Genomic DNA, 19,873 nt, shown 5'->3' with positions numbered 1-19,873 from the left:
AGTAACTGCATATGCTTAATAAAAAATGCATAGGGAGGACTAGAGAGATGGCGACAACAAGACAAGATGCTTGGACTGATGATGAAGATTTGCTTCTGGCAGAAGTAGTACTCCGGCATATTCGAGAAGGTGGAACACAACTTTCTGCCTTTAAGGAAGTGGGGAAAAATTTATCACGTACACCAGCAGCATGTGGATTTAGATGGAATTCTTACGTAAGAAAGCAATATAAAGAACGTATTGAGGAAGCAAAGCAACTTCGTAAAGTAGAAAATTATGAAGTGAAAGAGACGAAGGTGTTAGAACCTACGTCAATTACGTTGAATGATGTTATTGATTTCTTGCAAAATTATAAAGATGAAAACTCTTTAACGGTGTTGCAACAACAAGTTGAATCATTACAAACAGAAAGAGAGCGTCTTCTGGAGCGATTATCAGTATATGAGGAAGAGTATAGAACATTACTTGATTATATCGATCAAAAAAGAAGTGTAATGGTAGTGGAAAGAAACAATGCTCGCTCGAATGAGAAGTTAGAGAAGCTTAAGAAATAAAAAACAGCTGTTATACAGCTGTTTTTTTATTTATTTCTTAAGCCGATTCTTCGTTTGTAACCGTATTCAAATTTGTTTCTGGATGCCAAATATAAAAATCTCCATCAGTTACTGATACGGGGTTGAAATTTAATTTATCCCAAAAACCAGATGAATGAATACGCGCTATCGTTTTAATAGGAAATTGCATTTGTTTCGCATGATTTACAAGCATTTGCCCGAATCCTTGTTTTTGAAAAGTTGGTAATACTTCAAGTTTATAAAGTTCTAGGTAAGGACCTGTAATTTCGAATGGTTCTCCGCCGTTTCTTTTCATATATAGACTCATACGTGCAATTAGTGATCCGCCATAATAAATACCGTAAAATGGAGATTCACTGTCGTTTTCAATAATGTTTGCTTGCAATTCTTCCAGCATAGATAGTTCTTGGGCTCCGCACCCTTTAAATTTTTTAAATTCATCTAACGTTTTATAATTGATGAGCAAGCGCTCAACTTTTGGGAATCCCATTACATCACATCCTTTTCTTATCTCGTTGAATGCAGAAAAGTAAAAATATTTACAATAATAGTATAACTCATTTTTTTATTTTTATGAAGAAGATAGTATATTTCTTTTATTATTTTTTTGAGTATTTGCTAAACTAAGAGTATAAGTGTATTAATAGGCAGTATATACGTAGTGAAAAATGAAAGTGTATTTGTTTGGCAGAGGACAACGAAATTATAGGGCGTGCTCATGTACTTTAAAAAGATATAAAAAAGGGGGGAGGCAAGGGCGCTTAATGTGAATCCCTTGTGTGAAAATGAAAATTGGAATTGTCGGACCAGGTGCTATTGGTCTATTGTATACATTTTATTTACAAAAAAGTAACCAAAATGTTACGTTGTTTACAAGAACAGCTAAGCAGGCTGAAGAGTTAAATGAAACAGGTGTAACTTGTATTAGAGATGGAACATGTGAAACAGTATATCCATCTGTTTTACCGATAGAAAGTATGGTAGCGCAAAATTTAGATTATATATTTATTGCTGTGAAGCAATATCATATAGATGACATACTACCGTTTGTGGAAGGGGCATCATCATTAATCTTTTTGCAAAACGGAATGTCACATCTTCAAAAGATGCTGAACATAGGGAGTGAAAATATAGCTGTTGGTATTGTAGAACATGGTGCGAAAAAAGAGGGAGGGCATATCGTTCATCATACTGGAGTTGGGGTAACAAAATTTGGAGTGGTTTGTGGTCAATCTATACATTTTGAAAGTGTATTCCATTCTTTTCCTGTTTCTTATTTTCCAGTTCAAATAGAAACGGATTGGAAAGAGATTATGCATAAAAAATTAGTAGTAAATGTATGTATCAATCCGTTGACGGCGTTATTGGGAGTTAAGAATGGTGAATTAATCAAGAATCGTTTTTTTTATCAAATGATGGAGCAAGTGTTTCAGGAGGTCGTATTTCTTATTAGAGGAGAAAAAGAAATGGTATGGAAAATGGTACGCAATGTGTGTGAAGGAACGTCTCGTAATACATCCTCTATGCTAGCGGATGTAAGAGCGAATAGACAGACGGAAATTAATGCGATTGTTGGATATGTATTAGAAGAGGCTAAAAAACAGCAACGACCAGTTCCGACACTTCAATTTTTGTTCGATGCAATAAAAGGTTTAGAAACAAGAGTATAAGTGTTATTCTTTGCTTTTACTTGAAACATTGACTACAATGTGGATTGGTGAGAGAACTGGATACGAAAGGAAGAATTATATGGAGATAAAAGAAATCTCTGTTCCGCAACAAGGTGTTGTAGCGGACTATATGAACGGTAAAAAAGAGATACAGTCATGTTTTGATTATATGTTAACAGAAGATGCTTTTAAACAGCGTTTACATGATTTGCGTGAAAGGGAGTTTTTCCGCCAAGATTTAGTAGCGCATTTATTAGAATATAATACAAAATTACAAGCGGGAGAATCTACACTTCAAAATGTAAAAGCGCTTGGAGATGAAAATACATATGTTGTAATAGCTGGACAACAAGCGGGGTTATTAACTGGACCGCTTTATACAATTCATAAAGTTATTTCAATTTTAAAGCTTGCAAAGGAAAAAGAAGAAAGTTTAGGGGTGAAAGTTGTCCCTGTCTTCTGGATTGCGGGTGAAGACCATGATATGGATGAGATTAACCATACTTTTGTAGCGAAAAATAAAAAGATGAAAAAAACTATTTTTTATGATCGTAATCCGAAAAAGGCGAGTGCTTCTGAGTCTGAACTTTCTGTTGAAGATTGTAGAAATTGGATTGAAGAGATTTTTAAAACATATCCAGAAACAAATTTTACAAAGGATGTATTAAAATTTGTTGATGATGCTTTGGAAAAATCGAATACGTATGTAGATTTCTTTGCTCATCTTATTACGAAAATCTTTGCTAATTCTGGTTTAATCCTTGTTGATTCACATCATCCTGAATTAAGAAAGTTAGAAATTCCATTTTTAAAGCGAATTATAAGTAAGTATAAAGAGGTACAAGAGGGCCTTCGTAATCAGCAGGAAGTAATTAAAGAACTAGGATACAAACCGATTATTGAAACGAAGTCTCATGCAGTGCATATATTCATGGAAATAGATAATGAACGAGTATTGCTTGAAGAGCATCAAGGTAAGTTTGTTGGAAAGGATGGGGCGCATTCATTTTCATACGAAGAGTTGATTGAAGAGATGGAGAGAAATCCGGCACGTTTTAGTAATAATGTTGTAACACGTCCTCTTATGCAAGAGTATGTATTTCCTACGCTCGCATTTATTGGAGGTCCAGGGGAATTAGCTTATTGGAGTGAATTACAACAAGTATTCCATACTGTCGGTTTTCAAATGCCACCTGTCGTTCCTCGTCTTACAATTACTTATGTGGAGAGATATATAGCGACAGATTTATTCGATCTGCAATTGAGAGAAAGTGATCCGTTTTTAAATGATGTAGATAAACTGCGTGAAAACTGGTTGTCTAATCAAATAGAGGAACCGATTGATGATCATTTTGAAAAGGCGAAAAAAGAAATTGCCGATATTCATACATCTTTACAGCAATTTGTAAAGAAAATAGAGCCGGGGTTAGGTGCGTTTGCAGGGAAAAACGAATTGAAAATTAATGAACAAATTGAACTGCTGGAAAGAATGTTGAAAAGAAATGTTGAGAAAAAGTATGAGGTTCAGCTAAATAAATTTCGCCGTATACAATTCGCACTTCGTCCATTAGGTGCGCCGCAAGAACGTGTGTGGAATGTATGTTATTATTTAAATCAGTTTGGTTTGGATTTCGTTGATCGTGTAATGGAAAACCCTTTTTCTTGGGACGGAAAACATCATGTTATAAAACTATAAAATCTTGCTCTTTGGAGCAGGATTTTATTTTTATTCCGTTGAATTTACTGTGAAGTGATTTTTTTCTGAATTATCAATCAAAAAAATAGATATGGTAATTGTGTTGGATACTTAAATATATGACAAAATAGCACAAAATGTAAACGTATTATTCGCTTTTTCGACAGTTTTTTATTTAAATTCCCGCAAAAGATGATAAAATTTAGTATATAATAAAAGAAAATAGCGATTTGTATAGTATGTTGCCTTTATTGGTAAGTTAAATGAGTCGTTTTTTCGTATTATTTCATTCTCTAAGCATGAAAGATGTGTTTAGAGGAAGGGATACATTCAACATAATTAATTGGAAAAAGAGTAGGTGCAACAATGTTTAAACACGTAACAGTGCTTTTAAAGGAAACAGTAGACGGCTTAGATATAAAGCCAGATGGTACATATGTAGATTGTACACTGGGGGGGGGAGGACATAGTTCTTATTTATTATCCCAATTAACTGAAGGTGGAAAATTAATAGCGTTTGATCAAGATGAGATAGCGATTCAAAACGCGAAAGAAAAGTTCTCTTCATACGGTGAACAGTTTATAACAGTAAAGAGTAACTTCCGCTATTTAGCTGAAAAACTGCAGGAAATAGGTATAACAGAAGTAGACGGTATTTTATTTGATTTAGGTGTTTCATCCCCACAATTAGATACACCAGAGCGAGGCTTTAGTTATCATCATGATGCACCGTTAGATATGCGGATGGATCAAGATGCCCCATTAACAGCATATGATGTTGTAAATAGTTGGTCATATGAACAACTTGTAAGGATTTTCTTCCAATACGGTGAAGAGAAATTTTCAAAACAAATTGCAAGAAAAATTGAAGCTTATCGTGAGAATAAAGCTATTGAAACGACAGGAGAATTAGTAGAGCTAATTAAAGAAGGTATTCCGGCTCCTGCTCGTAGAACTGGTGGGCATCCTGCTAAGCGAGTGTTTCAGGCAATTCGTATAGCTGTAAATGATGAATTAAAAGTATTTGAAGAAGCATTGGAATCTGCTATTGAGATGGTTAAGCCAGGTGGAAGAGTTAGTGTTATAACATTCCATTCATTAGAAGATCGCATTTGTAAAACAACGTTTAAGCGAAATAGTACAACGCCACAATTGCCGCCAGGATTACCGATTATTCCTGATGAATTTAAGCCGAAATTAAAGCTTATTACAAGAAAACCGATTTTACCTTCTGATATAGAGCTAGAAGAAAATAATCGTGCGCGTTCTGCGAAGTTGAGAATCGCTGAAAAACGATAAAAGGGAGAGAGAGGTATGACTAATTTAGCTGTAAAGTACAAACAACAAGCGCAAGAAGAGGTGCAAATTCAAACGCCCCCACAGCAGATGGTTAAGCCGAAAGCTAAAGCGAAAATTACAAGAATCGAAAAACTGTTGTATGTAGCGTTTATTGGCTTTTTATTGTATGCCTGTGTCGCGTTTATTGGAAATAAAGCAGGCCTTTATCAAGTTAATGTAGAAGCAGCGACGATAGAAGAAAAAATTGTACAGCAGCAAAAAGAAAATCAAGAATTACAAGCTGAAGTAGAGAAGTTAAGTCGCTATGAACGAATCGCTGAAGTTGCAAAAAAACACGGGCTAGAAATTAATGCGAATAATGTGAAAGGCCTCAAATAAGGCAATAGGTGTGAAGGAACGATGAAGAAGAATATGACTAAATTTCATACCAATAAGGGAGCAGGTTATTTTATGATATTTTTCCTCCTGCTCTTTTTGCTGTTATTAGCCCGATTTTTTTACATACAATCAACAGGAACAGTTCATAATCAAGATTTAGATGAACTTGCTAAACAAAAGCATAGTAAAACAGGAGTTCTTGAAGCGAACAGAGGAACCATTTATGATCAAAACGGTCATGTGTTAGCGCAAGACGCAAATTCTTATAAAATAGTAGCCGCCCTAAAAGGTGCTAACTCTGTTGAGAATAAAGAAGATACTGCAAAGAAAATTGCAGGAGTACTTGGAAAAGGCGAAGAGGATATTTTAGCTTCTTTAAATAAGGAAGGTAGAAGTCAAGTCGAATTTGGAACGTTAGGTAAGGATTTGACGAAAGAAAAGAAGGAACAAATAGAAGCGTTGAAGTTGCCGGGAATATCTTTTATTACAGAAAATGCAAGGGTGTATCCAAACGGTGATTTCGCATCTTATGTTATAGGTCATGCAAAACCAAATGAGAATGGAACCTCGGTAGGTCAATTTGGCATAGAGAAAAGCTTGGATAAATATTTAAGTGCTTCTAACGGAGAAGTAGCATATACAGGTGATCGTAAAGGTGTGTCTCTTGATGGTGGAAAAGTTAATGTAAAGGCACCTAAAAATGGAGATAATGCGTATTTAACAATTGATCAACGTGTCCAAAGTTATTTAGAAGACGCGATGAAAGCAGCAAGTAAGCAATATGAACCAGAAAGTTTAATAGGGATTGTTGCAGATCCGAAAACTGGAAAAATATTAGCGATGTCTACTAAACCTAGTTATGACCCTAATGATCGTCAAATTAAATATTTCTTCAATGACGCAATTGCCAATGCATTTGAACCTGGATCAACAATGAAAATTTTCACGCTAGCGGCAGCTATTAATGAAGGTGTGTACAAAGGGCAAGATTATTATCAGTCTGGGACATATCAAGTCGGAAATAGGAAAATAAAAGATCATAACGGCGGTGCTGGTTGGGGCTCTATCACGTTTGATGAAGGGGTAGAACGTTCTTCAAACGTAGCGTTTGCAATTTTAGGAGATCAAAAACTTGGTCCAGAACGTTTCCGAAAATATATTCATAGTTTTGGATTAGATGAAAAAACGAACATTGATTTATCAGGTGAAGGATCGAATACAATTTTATTTGATCAGCAAATACAACAAGTGACAACAGCTTTTGGACAAGGTTCCACTGTAACACCAATTCAGCTTGTACAAGCTGCAACAGCTATTGCAAATGATGGGAAAATGATGAAACCTTATGCAATTGATAAAATTGTAGATCCGATAACAGGGAAAGTAAAATTAGAACATAAGCCAGAAGAAGTAGGAAAACCTGTTACAAAGGAAACAGCAGCGCAAGTAAGACAGTTATTAGAACGTGTTGTTACATCTCCGAAAGGTACAGGGACAGCTTATAAAATTGATGGATATTCAGTTGGTGGTAAAACAGGTACAGCGCAAATTCCGGATGGAAAAGGCGGCTATATGACAGGAAGACAGAATTATATATTCTCATTCTTAGGTATGGCACCAATGGACGACCCACAACTTGTTGTTTATGTAGCTGTAAAACAGCCGAAATTAAAAGATGATGAGAACGGTGCACAGCCTTTAGCTGATATTTTTAAATATGTAACAAAAAATAGTTTAGAGTATTTAAAGATTAAGCCAAATGAAGTGAAAGATCCGAAAAAACATCTGAAAGAGCAACAAACTACTGTTCCAGATGTAACTGGTAAAACGATGGCTGAAGCGGGGAAAGCAATTGATAAAGCAAAACTTCGTCCAATCGTATTAGGTGAAGGGAAAGTACAGCAACAAGTACCAAAAGCGACTGAACAAACATTGAAAGGCGACCGAGTCTTCTTGGTAGGAGATAAGCCTACAATGCCAAATATACAAGGATGGGCACTGCGTGATGTTATGAATTTAGCGAAGACATTACAGCTTAACTTGAAGCCTTCTGGTACAGGATACGTAACAGAACAAAGTGTGGCGGAAGGAACATTATTACAACCTGGTACAGAATTAGGTGTCACACTCGTACCGCCACTCGAACCACAACAAGAAGCAGAAAAGCCGTAATGGTAAAAGAGAAGAAGTTCTAATTAAATAAGTACAAGCATATATTGGAACAAGCTAGGCGTAAGGGAGGCTTGTTCCGATATGCGTGTATCAAATGTAACAGTTAGAAAACGACTTATTTTTATACTTATATCAGGTATACTTATCTTCACTATTATCGATATTCGTCTTGGATATGTGCAATTTTTTCTTGGGAATATGTTAACGGATCGTGCGAAAGATTCATGGAGTCGTAATATTACTTTTGAACCCGAACGTGGGAAAATTTTAGACCGAAATGGTGTGGAACTTGCCACGAATAAAAGTGCTCCAACTGTCTTTGTTGTACCGAGGCAAATTGAAAAACCAGCAGAGACTGCAGAGGAGTTAGCTGCAGTATTAGGTGTGGAAAAAGATGAGATTTATAAGAGGATTACAAAAAAAGAATCGATTGTAAGGTTAGATAAAGGCGGAAGGAAAATATCACATGACAAAGCGAAAGAGGTACGAGGCTTAAGTTTGAAGGGCGTGTATATCGCAGAGGATTCTATCCGGTACTACCCATTTGGGAATTTTTTATCACATGTATTAGGTTTTGCAGGTAGCGATAACCAAGGTCTTATGGGACTAGAAAAATATTATGATAAGGAGCTAAATGGGGACAAAGGTCATGTGCGTTTTTTTGCAGATGCGAAAGGACAAAGGATGCCTAATGTTGGTGATGATTTCAAAAAACCAGAAGCTGGTTTAAATTTAGGATTAACAATCGATGCGCGTATTACAAGGATTATGGAAAGAGAAATGAATATTGCGGAGTCAACTTATAATCCAGACGGTATGATTGCGATTGCAATGAATCCTAAAAATGGTGAAATTTTAGGTATGTCTAGTCGGCCGAGTTTTGATCCAGCGGATTTTCAAAGTGTCTCTCCAGAAGTGTATAACAGAAATCTACCTGTGTGGAGTACGTATGAGCCTGGTTCAACATTTAAGATCATTACATTAGCTGCAGCATTGAATGAAAATTTAGTAGACTTAGAGAAGGATACGTTTTATGATGATGGAGCAGCTGAAGTCGGTGGAGCTAGATTGAAATGCTGGAAAGCAGGAGGTCATGGCAGTCAAACGTTTTTAGAAGTCGTTCAAAACTCATGTAACCCGGGATTTATTGAACTTGGTGATCGCCTTGGTAAAGACCGATTATTTAAATACATTCGTAATTTTGGTTTTGGGCAGAAGACTGGAATTGACTTGCAAGGTGAAGGCAGTGGGATTTTATTTAATTTAGATAAAGTTGGTCCAGTAGAGCAAGCAACAACTTCATTCGGCCAAGGGGTTTCTGTTACACCAATTCAACAAGTAGCAGCTGTAGCGGCGGCTGTAAATGGTGGAACATTGTATCAGCCGTATATAGCTAAGGAGTTTATTGATCCAAAAAATAATCAAGTTGTTAGTAAAAAGACACCTGTTGAGAAAAGAAAAGTTATTTCCAAGGAAACTTCAGAAAAAGTTCGTTATGCATTAGAGAATGTTGTAGCGAAAGGTTCTGGTAAAGGAGCTTATATTGATGGATATCGTGTAGGTGGAAAAACGGGTACTGCTCAAAAGGTGAAAGATGGTAAATATTTAGAGAATAATTATATTGTATCTTTTATCGGATTTGCTCCAGCGGATGATCCAGAGATTGTTGTGTATGTTGCTGTTGATAATCCAAAAGGGGTTACACAGTTTGGTGGAGTGGTAGCAGCTCCAATTGTCGGGAATATCCTTCGAGATGCGCTTCCTGTTATGGGAGTGAAACCGAGAAAAGAACAAGTTGAGAAAGAATATAAATGGGGCGATACACCAACTGTGGAAGTTCCGAATTTAATTGGAATGAAAAAGAAAGACTTACAAACACAACTCGTCGATTTGCAGCTTGATATAAGTGGAGATGGAGAGAAAGTAATTAAGCAATCACCAGAAGCGGGAGCTAAAGTAAAAGAAGGCTCAAAAATTAGAATTTACTTCGGGAATTAAAGGTAACATAGTACGTTTTATGGTACAATTGGTGGAAGTGAGTTCTTTATAGAACAGTTACTTAATGTGAGACAATAAGTGTCTCATTCATAAATAGGCTAGTAGCACTTACCTCCTTATATAGGAGGTAATGTGTTGCTTACTGAAAAAAAGATAAATAAACAATGTAGAGAGGGTTTAGTGAAATGAAGTTGCATACACTTTTATCATGTTTGCATGATTTTCCAGTTGTTCCAAAAGAAAATCCAGAAATCACATCTATAGAAGCTGATTCACGTAAAGTGAAAGAGGGAAGCTTATTTGTATGTATGAAAGGATATACGGTTGATAGCCATGATTTTGCTAAGCAAGCAGCGGCACAAGGAGCGGCTGCTATTGTTGCGGAAAGACCAATTGATGTTGACGTTCCAGTTGTACTTGTGAAAAATACTTTTCGTTCGTTAGCGGTTTTAGCTGATTATTTTTATGGTCAACCGACACACAAGTTACATTTAATCGGAATTACAGGTACAAATGGAAAGACAACAACATCGCATATTATGGATGAGATTATGCGAGCACATGGTCATAAAACAGGGCTAATTGGAACGATTAATATGAAAATCGGTGATGAAACATTTGAGGTGAAAAATACAACACCAGATGCACTAACACTTCAACAGACGTTTTCAAAAATGGTTGAACAAGGTGTGGACAGCACGGTAATGGAAGTTTCGTCACATGCGTTAGATCTTGGTCGTGTACACGGATGTGATTACGATGTAGCGGTGTTTACGAATTTAACACAAGATCATTTAGACTATCATAAAACGATGGAAGAATATAAACATGCAAAAGGGTTACTATTTGCACAGCTTGGCAATAGTTATAATCATAATCGTGAAAAGTACGCTGTGCTGAATAGCGATGATAATGTAACAGAAGAGTATATGAGAAGTACTGCAGCAACAGTTGTAACATATGGTATTGATACAAGAAGTGACATTATGGCAAAAAATATCGTTATGACGAGTGGCGGGACTACATTTACGCTTGTCACACCATATGAAAGTGTAAATGTTACGATGAAATTAATAGGTAAATTTAATGTATATAACGTACTTGCAGCAACAGCAGCAGGACTTGTTTCGGGTGTGAAATTAGAAACAATCATTGCTGTTATAAAGGAACTAGCTGGGGTTCCAGGACGTTTTGAAGTTGTTGATGGCGGACAAAATTATACAGTTATTGTTGATTACGCGCATACGCCGGATAGTTTAGAAAATGTATTAAAAACTGCAAAACAATTTGCAAAAGGTGATGTGTATTGTATCGTTGGTTGTGGCGGCGATAGGGATCGAACAAAGAGACCGATAATGGCAAGTGTTGCAACGAAATATGCAACTCATGCAATTTATACATCAGATAATCCAAGAAGTGAAGATCCAGCGGCTATTTTAGATGATATGGTACAGGGTGCAAGTGGGAATAATTATGAAGTGATTATTGATAGAAAAGAAGCGATACACCATGCAATCGCTAATGTGAAAGCAGATGATATCATTATTATTGCTGGTAAGGGTCATGAAACGTATCAAATTATTGGTAAAGAAGTTCATCATTTTGATGATCGTGAAGTTGCCAAAGAAGCAATTACAGGGCGTTTAAACAACGAAGAGTAACAACGTGAGAGGAGGACTACATGTGCTTGAGCAAGGTTTATTAGTAACGGCTGGGGTAGCATTCTTAATTTCTGTTGCCCTTTCGCCATTGTTTATTCCATTTTTAAGAAAATTAAAGTTCGGACAGAGTATTCGTGATGAGGGACCAAAGTCACATCAAAAAAAATCAGGGACACCGACAATGGGTGGTATTGTCATATATGTATCTATGATGGTCACTTCACTTATTATGGCGATTAAGTTTAATCATTTAGGTGCAGAAGTTTCGTTATTATTATTAGTGACATTTGGTTATGGATTGATTGGATTTTTAGATGACTACATAAAGGTAGTTAAGAAGAGAAATCTTGGTTTAACATCAAAACAAAAATTAGTAGGTCAGCTTGTTATTGCTATTGCGTTCTTTTTAATTGGAAAAGGGCAAGCATTTCACACATATATCATGATTCCAGGTACGGATGTTAAGTTTGAATTAGGTTGGGCGTATTTTGTACTTGTACTATTTATGCTAATCGGTGGCTCGAATGCGGTTAACTTAACTGATGGTTTAGATGGTTTATTATCAGGAACAGCGGCTATTGCATTTGGAGCATTTAGTATTATTGCAGTAGCACAAGAACAATTTGGAGTTGCGATATTCTGTATGGCAGTTGTCGGAGCAGTACTTGGATTTTTAGTATTCAACGCGAATCCAGCAAAAGTATTTATGGGGGATACAGGTTCCTTAGCTTTAGGTGGAGCTATCGCAGCTGTAGCAATTTTATTAAAACAAGAATTACTACTTGTAATTATTGGTGGAGTATTCGTAATGGAAACTTTATCTGTTATTATTCAAGTTATTTCGTTTAAAACAACAGGAAAACGTGTCTTTAAAATGAGTCCATTACACCACCATTATGAATTATGTGGTTGGTCAGAATGGCGCGTTGTTGTAACGTTTTGGTCTGTAGGATTTTTATTAGCTGTGTTAGGAATTTATATCGGGGTGTGGATGTAATTGAAAACTGTAACTGAATTTCAAAATAAAAATATTCTTGTATTAGGCATTGCAAAGAGTGGTTATGCAGCAGCTACTTTGTTGCAAAAATTAGGGGCGAATGTCATTGTAAATGACGGAAAGCCTTTAGCAGACAATGTACTTGCTGCAGAATTACAAGCAAAAGGAATGGACGTTGTATGCGGTGGCCATCCTTTAGAATTATTAGAGAGAAATATTTCTCTTGTCGTTAAAAATCCAGGAATCCCGTATTCTAATCCAATATTAGTTGCTGCGAAAGAAAAAGAAATTCCAATTGTTACGGAAGTTGAATTAGCATATCGTATTTCAAAAGCACCATTTGTTGGAATTACAGGGTCTAATGGTAAAACGACGACAACAATGCTGACATTTGAAATGTTAAAAGAAGGACAAAAGCATCCTGTTATTGCAGGGAATATAGGAACTGTAGCTTGTGAAGTAGCACAGGATGCAAAAGAAAATGAAGTTGTAGTTACAGAGCTTTCATCGTTCCAATTGATGGGAGTAGAATCGTTCCAACCTAAAATTGCAGCGTTCTTAAACTTATTTGAAGCCCACTTAGATTATCATGGGACGAAGAAGGAATATGGTTTAGCAAAAGCAAATGTCTTTAAAAACCAAACAGAAAACGATTATAGTGTAATAAATGCGGATGATGCAGATGTGATGGAGTTATCTGCGGATACTAAAGGTCAAAAAATCCTGTTTTCGACAACGAAAGAAATTGAAGATGGCGCGTGTATAAAAGATAACGCTCTTTATTTCAAAGGTGAAAAAGTTGTTGAAGTAAGCGATATCGTTTTACCTGGTCAACATAATCTAGAAAATATTTTAGCTGCGATGAGTATTGCGAAATTATTAGGTACTTCTAATGAAGCAATTACGGTCGTGTTAAAACGTTTTACGGGTGTAAAACATCGTTTAGAATATGTAACAACGATTAACAACCGTAAGTTTTATAATGATTCAAAAGCAACGAATATGTTAGCGACTGAGAAAGCACTATCTGCGTTTACACAACCGATTGTGTTACTAGCAGGTGGGCTTGATCGTGGAAATGAATTCGATGATTTAATTCCGTATTTCAAAAATGTAAAAGCGATTGTAACATTTGGACAAACAGCTCCCAAACTAGTAAGAGCGGCAGAAAAAGCGGGATTAGATATAATTGAAAGTGTCGATACTTTAGATGAAGCAGTGGTGAAAGCTTATGCTCATTCTAAAGAAGGTGATGTTGTTCTTCTTTCTCCAGCGTGTGCAAGCTGGGATCAATTTAAAACATTTGAAGAAAGAGGAGACATTTTTATACAAGCTGTGCATAAACTTATATAAAGTAAATCAAAACATCAGTAGGCTAACACCTACTGATGTTTTGTTACATAGGGCAAAAGGTTCTGCCTAAAGAGGTGGTGTTTGTGGGTAATGAAGAAAACGCCTGATTTTATTCTCATCATCGTAACACTTTCATTGTTGACAATCGGAATGATTATGGTTTATAGTGCGAGTGCAGTTTGGGCCTCTTATAAAATGGGGGACTCATTCTTTTTTGCCAAAAGACAATTACTGTTTGCGGGTCTTGGTGTAGTAGCTATGTTTTTTATTATGAAAATTGATTATTGGGTGTGGCGTACGTATTCAAAAGTAATTTTGCTAGTTTGCTTCATTCTTCTTATTCTCGTTCTTATTCCTGGAGTAGGTCTTGTTCGAGGAGGAGCACGAAGTTGGATTGGTATCGGAGCATTTTCGATTCAACCGTCAGAATTTATGAAGTTTGCGATGATTATTTTCTTGGCAAAGTTTTTAGCGGAACGGCAAAAATTGATTACATCTTTTAAACGTGGTTTATTACCGGCTCTTAGTTTTGTGTTTCTTGCTTTTGGGATGATTATGTTACAGCCAGACCTTGGGACAGGAACGGTAATGGTTGGGACATGTATCATTATGATATTTATTTCGGGAGCGAGGGTCTTTCACTTTGCGATGTTTGGTTTGCTTGGTGTAGCAGGGTTTGTAGGGTTAATCGCATCAGCACCGTATCGAATGAAGCGCATTACATCATATTTAGATCCGTGGGCAGATCCGCTTGGAAGTGGATTTCAAATTATCCAATCATTACTCGCAATTGGACCCGGTGGATTATTTGGGCTTGGACTTGGACAAAGTAGACAAAAATTTCTTTATTTACCTGAACCACAAACTGACTTTATATTTGCAATCTTATCCGAGGAATTAGGTTTTATTGGTGGTTCATTTGTGTTATTATTATTTAGTCTATTATTATGGCGCGGGATTCGTATCGCATTAGGAGCGCCAGATTTATATGGTACGTTTTTAGCAGTAGGTATTGTGGCGATGATTGCGATTCAAGTAATGATTAATGTTGGTGTTGTAACAGGACTGATGCCTGTTACGGGTATTACCTTGCCGTTTTTAAGTTATGGTGGATCAAGTTTGACATTAATGTTAATGGCAGTAGGTGTATTATTAAATATAAGTCGCCATTCTCGCTACTAAACCCTGTTTATAAGACAGGGTTTTTCGTATGTGTGTAAAAATGCAATATGTATATAGAAATAAATATAATGGAAATAAGAAAAGAGAAGCGGAGGAGTTAGTAGTGCGTGTATTAGTGAGTGGTGGGGGTACTGGTGGTCATATTTATCCAGCTCTTGCTTTAATTAGAGAAATAAAAAAGTTAAATCCAGAAGCAAGATTTTTATATATTGGTACGGAAAATGGACTAGAGAGTACAATCGTTCCAAAAGCAGGTATACCATTTCAATCTATTGTTATAAGTGGATTTAAACGAAAAATATCATTAGATAATGTGAAGACAGTAATGCGTTTTCTAAAAGGTGTACAGGATAGTAAACGATATATTCGTCGTTTTAATCCGGATATCGTAATTGGAACGGGTGGATATGTATGTGGACCAGTTGTATACGCTGCAGCCAAATTAGGTATTCCAACTATTGTACATGAACAAAATAGTGTACCAGGTGTAACGAACAAATTTTTAAGTCGTTATGTTGATAAAGTTGCTGTTTGTTTTGAAGCAGCTACAGAGCATTTTCCAGAGTCAAAAGTGGTAATGACAGGTAATCCGCGAGCATCAGAGGTAATGGATCAAAATGGAATGAAAGGGAAACGTTCAGTTGGGCTTTCTCTTCCTAAAAAGTCTGTACTTATATTTGGTGGAAGTCGTGGCGCTAGACCGATTAACGATGCCTTCGTTGAAGCAATTGAACAGTTTGGGAACAAAAGCTACGAAATACTATATGTAACAGGTGAAGTACATTATGACAAAGTGATGGAAGCCGTGAAGCAAAAAGGGAACCCGAACAATGTTATTATTAAGCCGTTCATTCATAATATGCCAGAGGTACTAACTGGTGTAGACCTTGTTGTTTCAAGGGCTGGGGCAACAACACTTGCAGAATTAACAGCGTTAGGAAAACCAAGTGTGTTAATACCGAGTCCGTACGTAACAAATAACCATCAGGAAAAGAATGCACGTTCAGTTGTTGATAAAGGAGCGGCAAAAATGTTACTTGAAAAAGATTTAACAGCTGAAACGCTTATTCGTGATATTGATGAGATTTTATTGGATGCACAAACATTACAAAATATGAAGCTAGCTGCTAAGAAACTAGGTATTCCAGATGCAGCAAATAAGCTGTATGAAGTAATGAATAAGCTTGTAAAAAAATAAAGTGAGGTTTTAATCAGTGGGGAGTGATTCTCTCTCGTTGATTATTACCTTTCACTAATCGGATGTTTACTGGCATCCCGATACCGCCTAACTTCTTTGTTACTGCCGAATTTTGATTTAGGAGCTGTACTGCCCGTAAATAGAGGGATAACGTTAGGTGAACGCCCTGCATATTATTGTCATAAGAAGACTTAATATGGGGGAGATTGTCTATGGAACAATTAGTAAATGAGCTTATAGAAGCAGACGTTGGTCGTGTTTTAGTTAACGAGTCGTTAGCACGTTATACAACTATGAAAATAGGTGGACCAGCGGATATTTTAATTGTGCCTAAGCATGTAGCCGGTATTGAAAAAACATTACAGTTAGTAAAGCAATACAAAACGAAGTGGACTGTAATTGGGCGCGGTTCAAACCTTCTTGTATCTGATCAAGGCATAGAAGGTGTTGTTATTCGTTTAGGAGAAGGATTAGATCACTTAGAGGTCGAAAAACATAAGGTAAGAGTTGGTAGTGGATATCCTCTTATTAAATTGTCAACTTTACTTAGTCGTCAAGGGTTAGCTGGATTGGAGTTTGCAAGCGGTATTCCAGGAAGTGTCGGTGGTGCAATATATATGAATGCAGGTGCACATAAATCGGATATATCGAGTGTATTATCGAAGGCTCTCATTCTGTTTGAAGACGGTACAATTGACTGGTTAACGAATAAAGAACTGGAGTTTTCTTATCGGGCATCTGTATTGCAAACGAAACGTCCTGGTATTGTTTTAGAGGCGGAGTTTCAATTACAGGCGGGAAAACGTGAAGAAATTGTACGTAGCATGCAAAATAATAAAGATTACCGCCGTGAAACGCAACCATGGAATCACCCATGTGCAGGAAGTATATTTCGGAATCCAATCCCACATTTTGCAGGCGATTTAGTAGAAAAAGCAGGGCTTCGTGGTTATAGGATTGGTGGAGCTCAAATTTCTCAAATGCATGGCAATTTTATTGTTAATACCGGGGGGGCTTCAGCGCAAGATGTATTGTCCTTAATTGAATTAATAAAACATACAATTAAGGATAAATTTGATGTAGATATGCACACAGAAGTAGAAATCATTGGAAGATAACGGTTATTCGTTCCGCTCATTATCATTTATGTTATAATAAGAAGATAAGAACGGCATGAGGAACATGCCGTTCTTTATGTTACATAGGGGGATCGTACATGAATAATAGTAAAGTGATTAAACTACAAGATCGTGTACCAAAATTGAAAAATCAAAAGAAAAAAAACAAAAAAAATGTTAATCATCGATTGATTTTATACATATCAATTTTATTTTTATTAGTGCTCTTTTTAATTTATTTTCGGTCTCCGCTTAGTAATATAAAAAAGATTAGTGTGTTTGGAAATCACTATATGACGGATGAGCAAGTAATGAAGGATTCAGGCGTGACATATGATACAAGTTATTTCCGAGTGACAGCACATAAAGCTGAAGAAAACTTAACGAAGCGAAAAGAAATTAAAGCAGTAAATGTAAAAAAACGTTTTCCAAACAAGATTGATGTTCATATTGAAGAATATTTAACGATTGGTTATATAAATAAAGAGGGAAAATTACAACCGTTATTAGAGAATGGAAAAACACTTGATGTACTACCTAATGGAAAACTTCCTGTTGCAGCACCGATTTTCGAACCTTTTAAAGAAGAGAAAATGAAGGAGTTAATCGCTGAACTAGAAAAGTTAACACCAGCTATTTTAAAATCTATTTCGGAGATTCGCTATTCTCCAACGAATGCGAATGAAGATCATCTTACTTTATATATGAATGAAGGTTATGAAGTGAGCACTACGATTCAAAATTTCGCAAAACGTATGGAAGCCTATCCGCTTATTTTAAAAACAATTGAGCCAGGTAAGAAGGTATTAATTGACTTAGAAGTAGGTGCATATACGAAAGAATTAGGTGCGGAAGAAAAAAAAGAATAGAATGGTAGTTTTCGTTGCTTATAGCAGAAAAAACAAAACAAACGTTCTATTATATGCATACGAATTTAGAAGAATGGTTCATTTGATGAAAAATATGTAAAAATTCTTAGATTCATACTAGTATTGGTACAAGTTTCACTTTTCTATGAGTACATCTTAGTGTAGACTTATACTTGGCGGTAAACTTTACACTCGAAATAGAATTATTTCAAGATAAGCAGTTATTCATAGTTTACTGCGATATTCTTAATTGAATGCTAAATAAAAATAAGAAAAATATAGGGTTAAAAAAGGGAAACGTATAAAGACGTTGAATATTTTTCTTATAAATAGTAAAGTTGCGATTGTTGTTCCATATATTGAGTTGTATGGTATAAATAAAGAAGGAGGTGCCAAAGAATGAACAGCAATGAAATATATGTTAGTCTTGACATCGGTACATCCAATGTTAAAGTCATCATTGGTGAAATGGTTAATGACAGCTTAAACATTATTGGTGTTGGAAATGTAAAATCAAATGGTTTAAAGAAGGGATCGATAGTTGATATAGACGAGACTGTTCGATCAATTAAAAAAGCAATTGAACAAGCTGAGCGCATGGTGGGAATCCACATTGAGCAAGTTGTAGTAGGTGTCAATGCAAACCAGGTACAGCTACTTCCTTGTCACGGAGTAGTCGCTGTTTCAAATGAAGATCGTGAAATCGGGAATGAAGATGTCTTACGCGTTCTAGATGCAGCACAAGTTGTGTCAATTGCTCCAGAACGTGAGTTTATTGATGTGGTACCTCGACAGTTCATCGTAGACGGTCTTGACGAGATTAACGATCCACGCGGGATGATCGGTGTAAGATTAGAAATGGAAGGTACACTTATTACAGGCTCGAGAACTTTACTACATAACCTACTTCGTTGTGTAGAAAAAGCAGGTCTTGAAATTGTTGATATTTGTCTTCAACCTTTAGCGGCTGCAACAGTTGCTATATCTTCAGATGAAAAAAATAGAGGAGTAGCCCTTGTTGATATGGGGGGAGGATCTACAACTTTATCTATTTTTAAAGACGGAGAGTTACAAGCGACGAGCGTATTACCATTAGGTGGAGACCATATAACGAAGGATATTGCAATTGGGTTGAAAACTTCAACAGAAAATGCAGATCAAATTAAGTTGAAATATGGACATGCTTTTTATGATACAGCATCTGAAGAAGAGATGTTTACGGTTCCTATTATGGGAAGTGATCAAACAGAACAATATTCTCAGTTGGAATTATCGGATATAATAGAGGCTCGTGTAGAGGAAATTTTAATGTTTGTTCAAGATGAAGTGCGTAAGTTAGGAGTAAAGCAAGTGGCTTCTGGTTATGTACTAACTGGCGGAATTGCTTCTATGCCAGGTGTTCTTGATCTTGCATATGATATTTTACATGAAAATGTTCGTGTAGCAACTCCTGATTATATTGGTGTGCGTGAGCCCCAATATACAAGCGGAGTTGGATTAATTAAACATTCTTATCAAAAAGCTAAATTACGTGGGAAAAATGTGCAGGAAAAGCAAGAGCATTTTGAACCAGTACCAGCACCAGCACCAACGCCGGTACAACAGCAACCCGCGAAACAAAAAACTCGTAATCAAAACAATAATAATCAAAATGATGACCGTATGATGTCAAAAGTAAAACGTGTATTCCGTTATTTATGGGATTAA

The 19,873-nt window shown here is 36.2% G+C and carries 16 protein-coding genes; 15 read left to right on the top strand and 1 reads right to left on the bottom strand.

All coding sequences use genetic code 11. The annotated features are described in order from the left end of the window. Nucleotides 1–47: 47 nt before the first annotated feature. The gene (locus tag JFU02_RS10910) at nt 48–554 is read left to right on the top strand and encodes an RsfA family transcriptional regulator (protein WP_000246470.1); all 507 of its coding nucleotides are present in this window, start codon (nt 48–50) and stop codon (nt 552–554) included. A gap of 37 nt (nt 555–591) precedes the next feature. Here JFU02_RS10910 and JFU02_RS10905 read toward each other — a convergent pair whose 3' ends face one another. After that, nucleotides 592–1,065 (bottom strand): N-acetyltransferase, encoded by a 474-nt coding sequence (locus JFU02_RS10905; protein ID WP_000506697.1) that lies wholly within the window; start codon nt 1,063–1,065, stop codon nt 592–594. Nucleotides 1,066–1,360: 295 nt separating this feature from the next. Here JFU02_RS10905 and panE point away from each other — a divergent pair, with 295 nt between their 5' ends. The 14 genes from panE to ftsA all read left to right on the top strand — a co-directional run bounded on the left by panE (nt 1,361) and on the right by ftsA (nt 19,873). Then, nucleotides 1,361–2,245, top strand: a complete 885-nt coding sequence (gene panE / locus JFU02_RS10900) for a 2-dehydropantoate 2-reductase (RefSeq protein ID WP_042973393.1) — start codon at nt 1,361–1,363, stop codon at nt 2,243–2,245. A 79-nt stretch (nt 2,246–2,324) separates the two neighbouring features. Further along, nucleotides 2,325–3,941: a bacillithiol biosynthesis cysteine-adding enzyme BshC gene (gene bshC, locus JFU02_RS10895; protein WP_086407627.1), complete on the top strand. Its 1,617-nt coding sequence runs from the start codon at nt 2,325–2,327 to the stop codon at nt 3,939–3,941. Nucleotides 3,942–4,307: 366 nt separating this feature from the next. Further along, the gene (rsmH, locus tag JFU02_RS10890) at nt 4,308–5,240 is read left to right on the top strand and encodes a 16S rRNA (cytosine(1402)-N(4))-methyltransferase RsmH (protein ID WP_000472508.1); all 933 of its coding nucleotides are present in this window, start codon (nt 4,308–4,310) and stop codon (nt 5,238–5,240) included. A gap of 15 nt (nt 5,241–5,255) precedes the next feature. After that, nucleotides 5,256–5,618: a cell division protein FtsL gene (gene ftsL / locus JFU02_RS10885; protein WP_098285934.1), complete on the top strand. Its 363-nt coding sequence runs from the start codon at nt 5,256–5,258 to the stop codon at nt 5,616–5,618. Between the two features lie 21 nt (nt 5,619–5,639). Beyond that, nucleotides 5,640–7,790 carry a penicillin-binding protein gene (locus tag JFU02_RS10880; RefSeq protein ID WP_086407626.1) on the top strand — a complete coding sequence of 717 codons (2,151 nt, stop codon included), beginning with the start codon at nt 5,640–5,642 and terminating at the stop codon, nt 7,788–7,790. A gap of 81 nt (nt 7,791–7,871) precedes the next feature. Continuing rightward, nucleotides 7,872–9,788: a stage V sporulation protein D gene (locus tag JFU02_RS10875; RefSeq protein ID WP_001266221.1), complete on the top strand. Its 1,917-nt coding sequence runs from the start codon at nt 7,872–7,874 to the stop codon at nt 9,786–9,788. 185 nt (nt 9,789–9,973) lie between these two features. Continuing rightward, nucleotides 9,974–11,449, top strand: a complete 1,476-nt coding sequence (murE, locus tag JFU02_RS10870) for a UDP-N-acetylmuramoyl-L-alanyl-D-glutamate--2,6-diaminopimelate ligase (RefSeq protein ID WP_000766288.1) — start codon at nt 9,974–9,976, stop codon at nt 11,447–11,449. Nucleotides 11,450–11,471: 22 nt separating this feature from the next. Then, the gene (gene mraY, locus JFU02_RS10865; RefSeq protein ID WP_000893058.1) at nt 11,472–12,446 is read left to right on the top strand and encodes a phospho-N-acetylmuramoyl-pentapeptide-transferase; all 975 of its coding nucleotides are present in this window, start codon (nt 11,472–11,474) and stop codon (nt 12,444–12,446) included. Continuing rightward, nucleotides 12,447–13,799 carry a UDP-N-acetylmuramoyl-L-alanine--D-glutamate ligase gene (murD, locus tag JFU02_RS10860; RefSeq protein ID WP_000860097.1) on the top strand — a complete coding sequence of 451 codons (1,353 nt, stop codon included), beginning with the start codon at nt 12,447–12,449 and terminating at the stop codon, nt 13,797–13,799. Nucleotides 13,800–13,889: 90 nt separating this feature from the next. After that, nucleotides 13,890–14,981, top strand: a complete 1,092-nt coding sequence (spoVE, locus tag JFU02_RS10855) for a stage V sporulation protein E (protein WP_000753521.1) — start codon at nt 13,890–13,892, stop codon at nt 14,979–14,981. A 103-nt stretch (nt 14,982–15,084) separates the two neighbouring features. Continuing rightward, nucleotides 15,085–16,179 (top strand): undecaprenyldiphospho-muramoylpentapeptide beta-N-acetylglucosaminyltransferase, encoded by a 1,095-nt coding sequence (murG, locus tag JFU02_RS10850; RefSeq protein WP_014894899.1) that lies wholly within the window; start codon nt 15,085–15,087, stop codon nt 16,177–16,179. A 212-nt stretch (nt 16,180–16,391) separates the two neighbouring features. Next, nucleotides 16,392–17,297, top strand: coding sequence for a UDP-N-acetylmuramate dehydrogenase (gene murB / locus JFU02_RS10845; protein ID WP_097888323.1), 906 nt, complete (start codon nt 16,392–16,394; stop codon nt 17,295–17,297). A gap of 98 nt (nt 17,298–17,395) precedes the next feature. Next, a complete protein-coding gene (gene divIB, locus JFU02_RS10840; RefSeq protein ID WP_001065791.1) occupies nt 17,396–18,166 on the top strand; it encodes a cell division protein DivIB in 771 nt (256 codons plus the stop codon). Nucleotides 18,167–18,565: 399 nt separating this feature from the next. Then, a complete protein-coding gene (gene ftsA / locus JFU02_RS10835; protein ID WP_001087557.1) occupies nt 18,566–19,873 on the top strand; it encodes a cell division protein FtsA in 1,308 nt (435 codons plus the stop codon).

It is taken from the genome of Bacillus sp. TH13 (assembly GCF_016651175.1).
Taxonomy (GTDB): Bacteria; Bacillota; Bacilli; order Bacillales; family Bacillaceae_G; genus Bacillus_A; species Bacillus_A thuringiensis_S.
The sequence above is the reverse complement of the archived record's forward strand: the minus strand, read 5'-3'. Positions and strand labels throughout refer to the sequence as shown.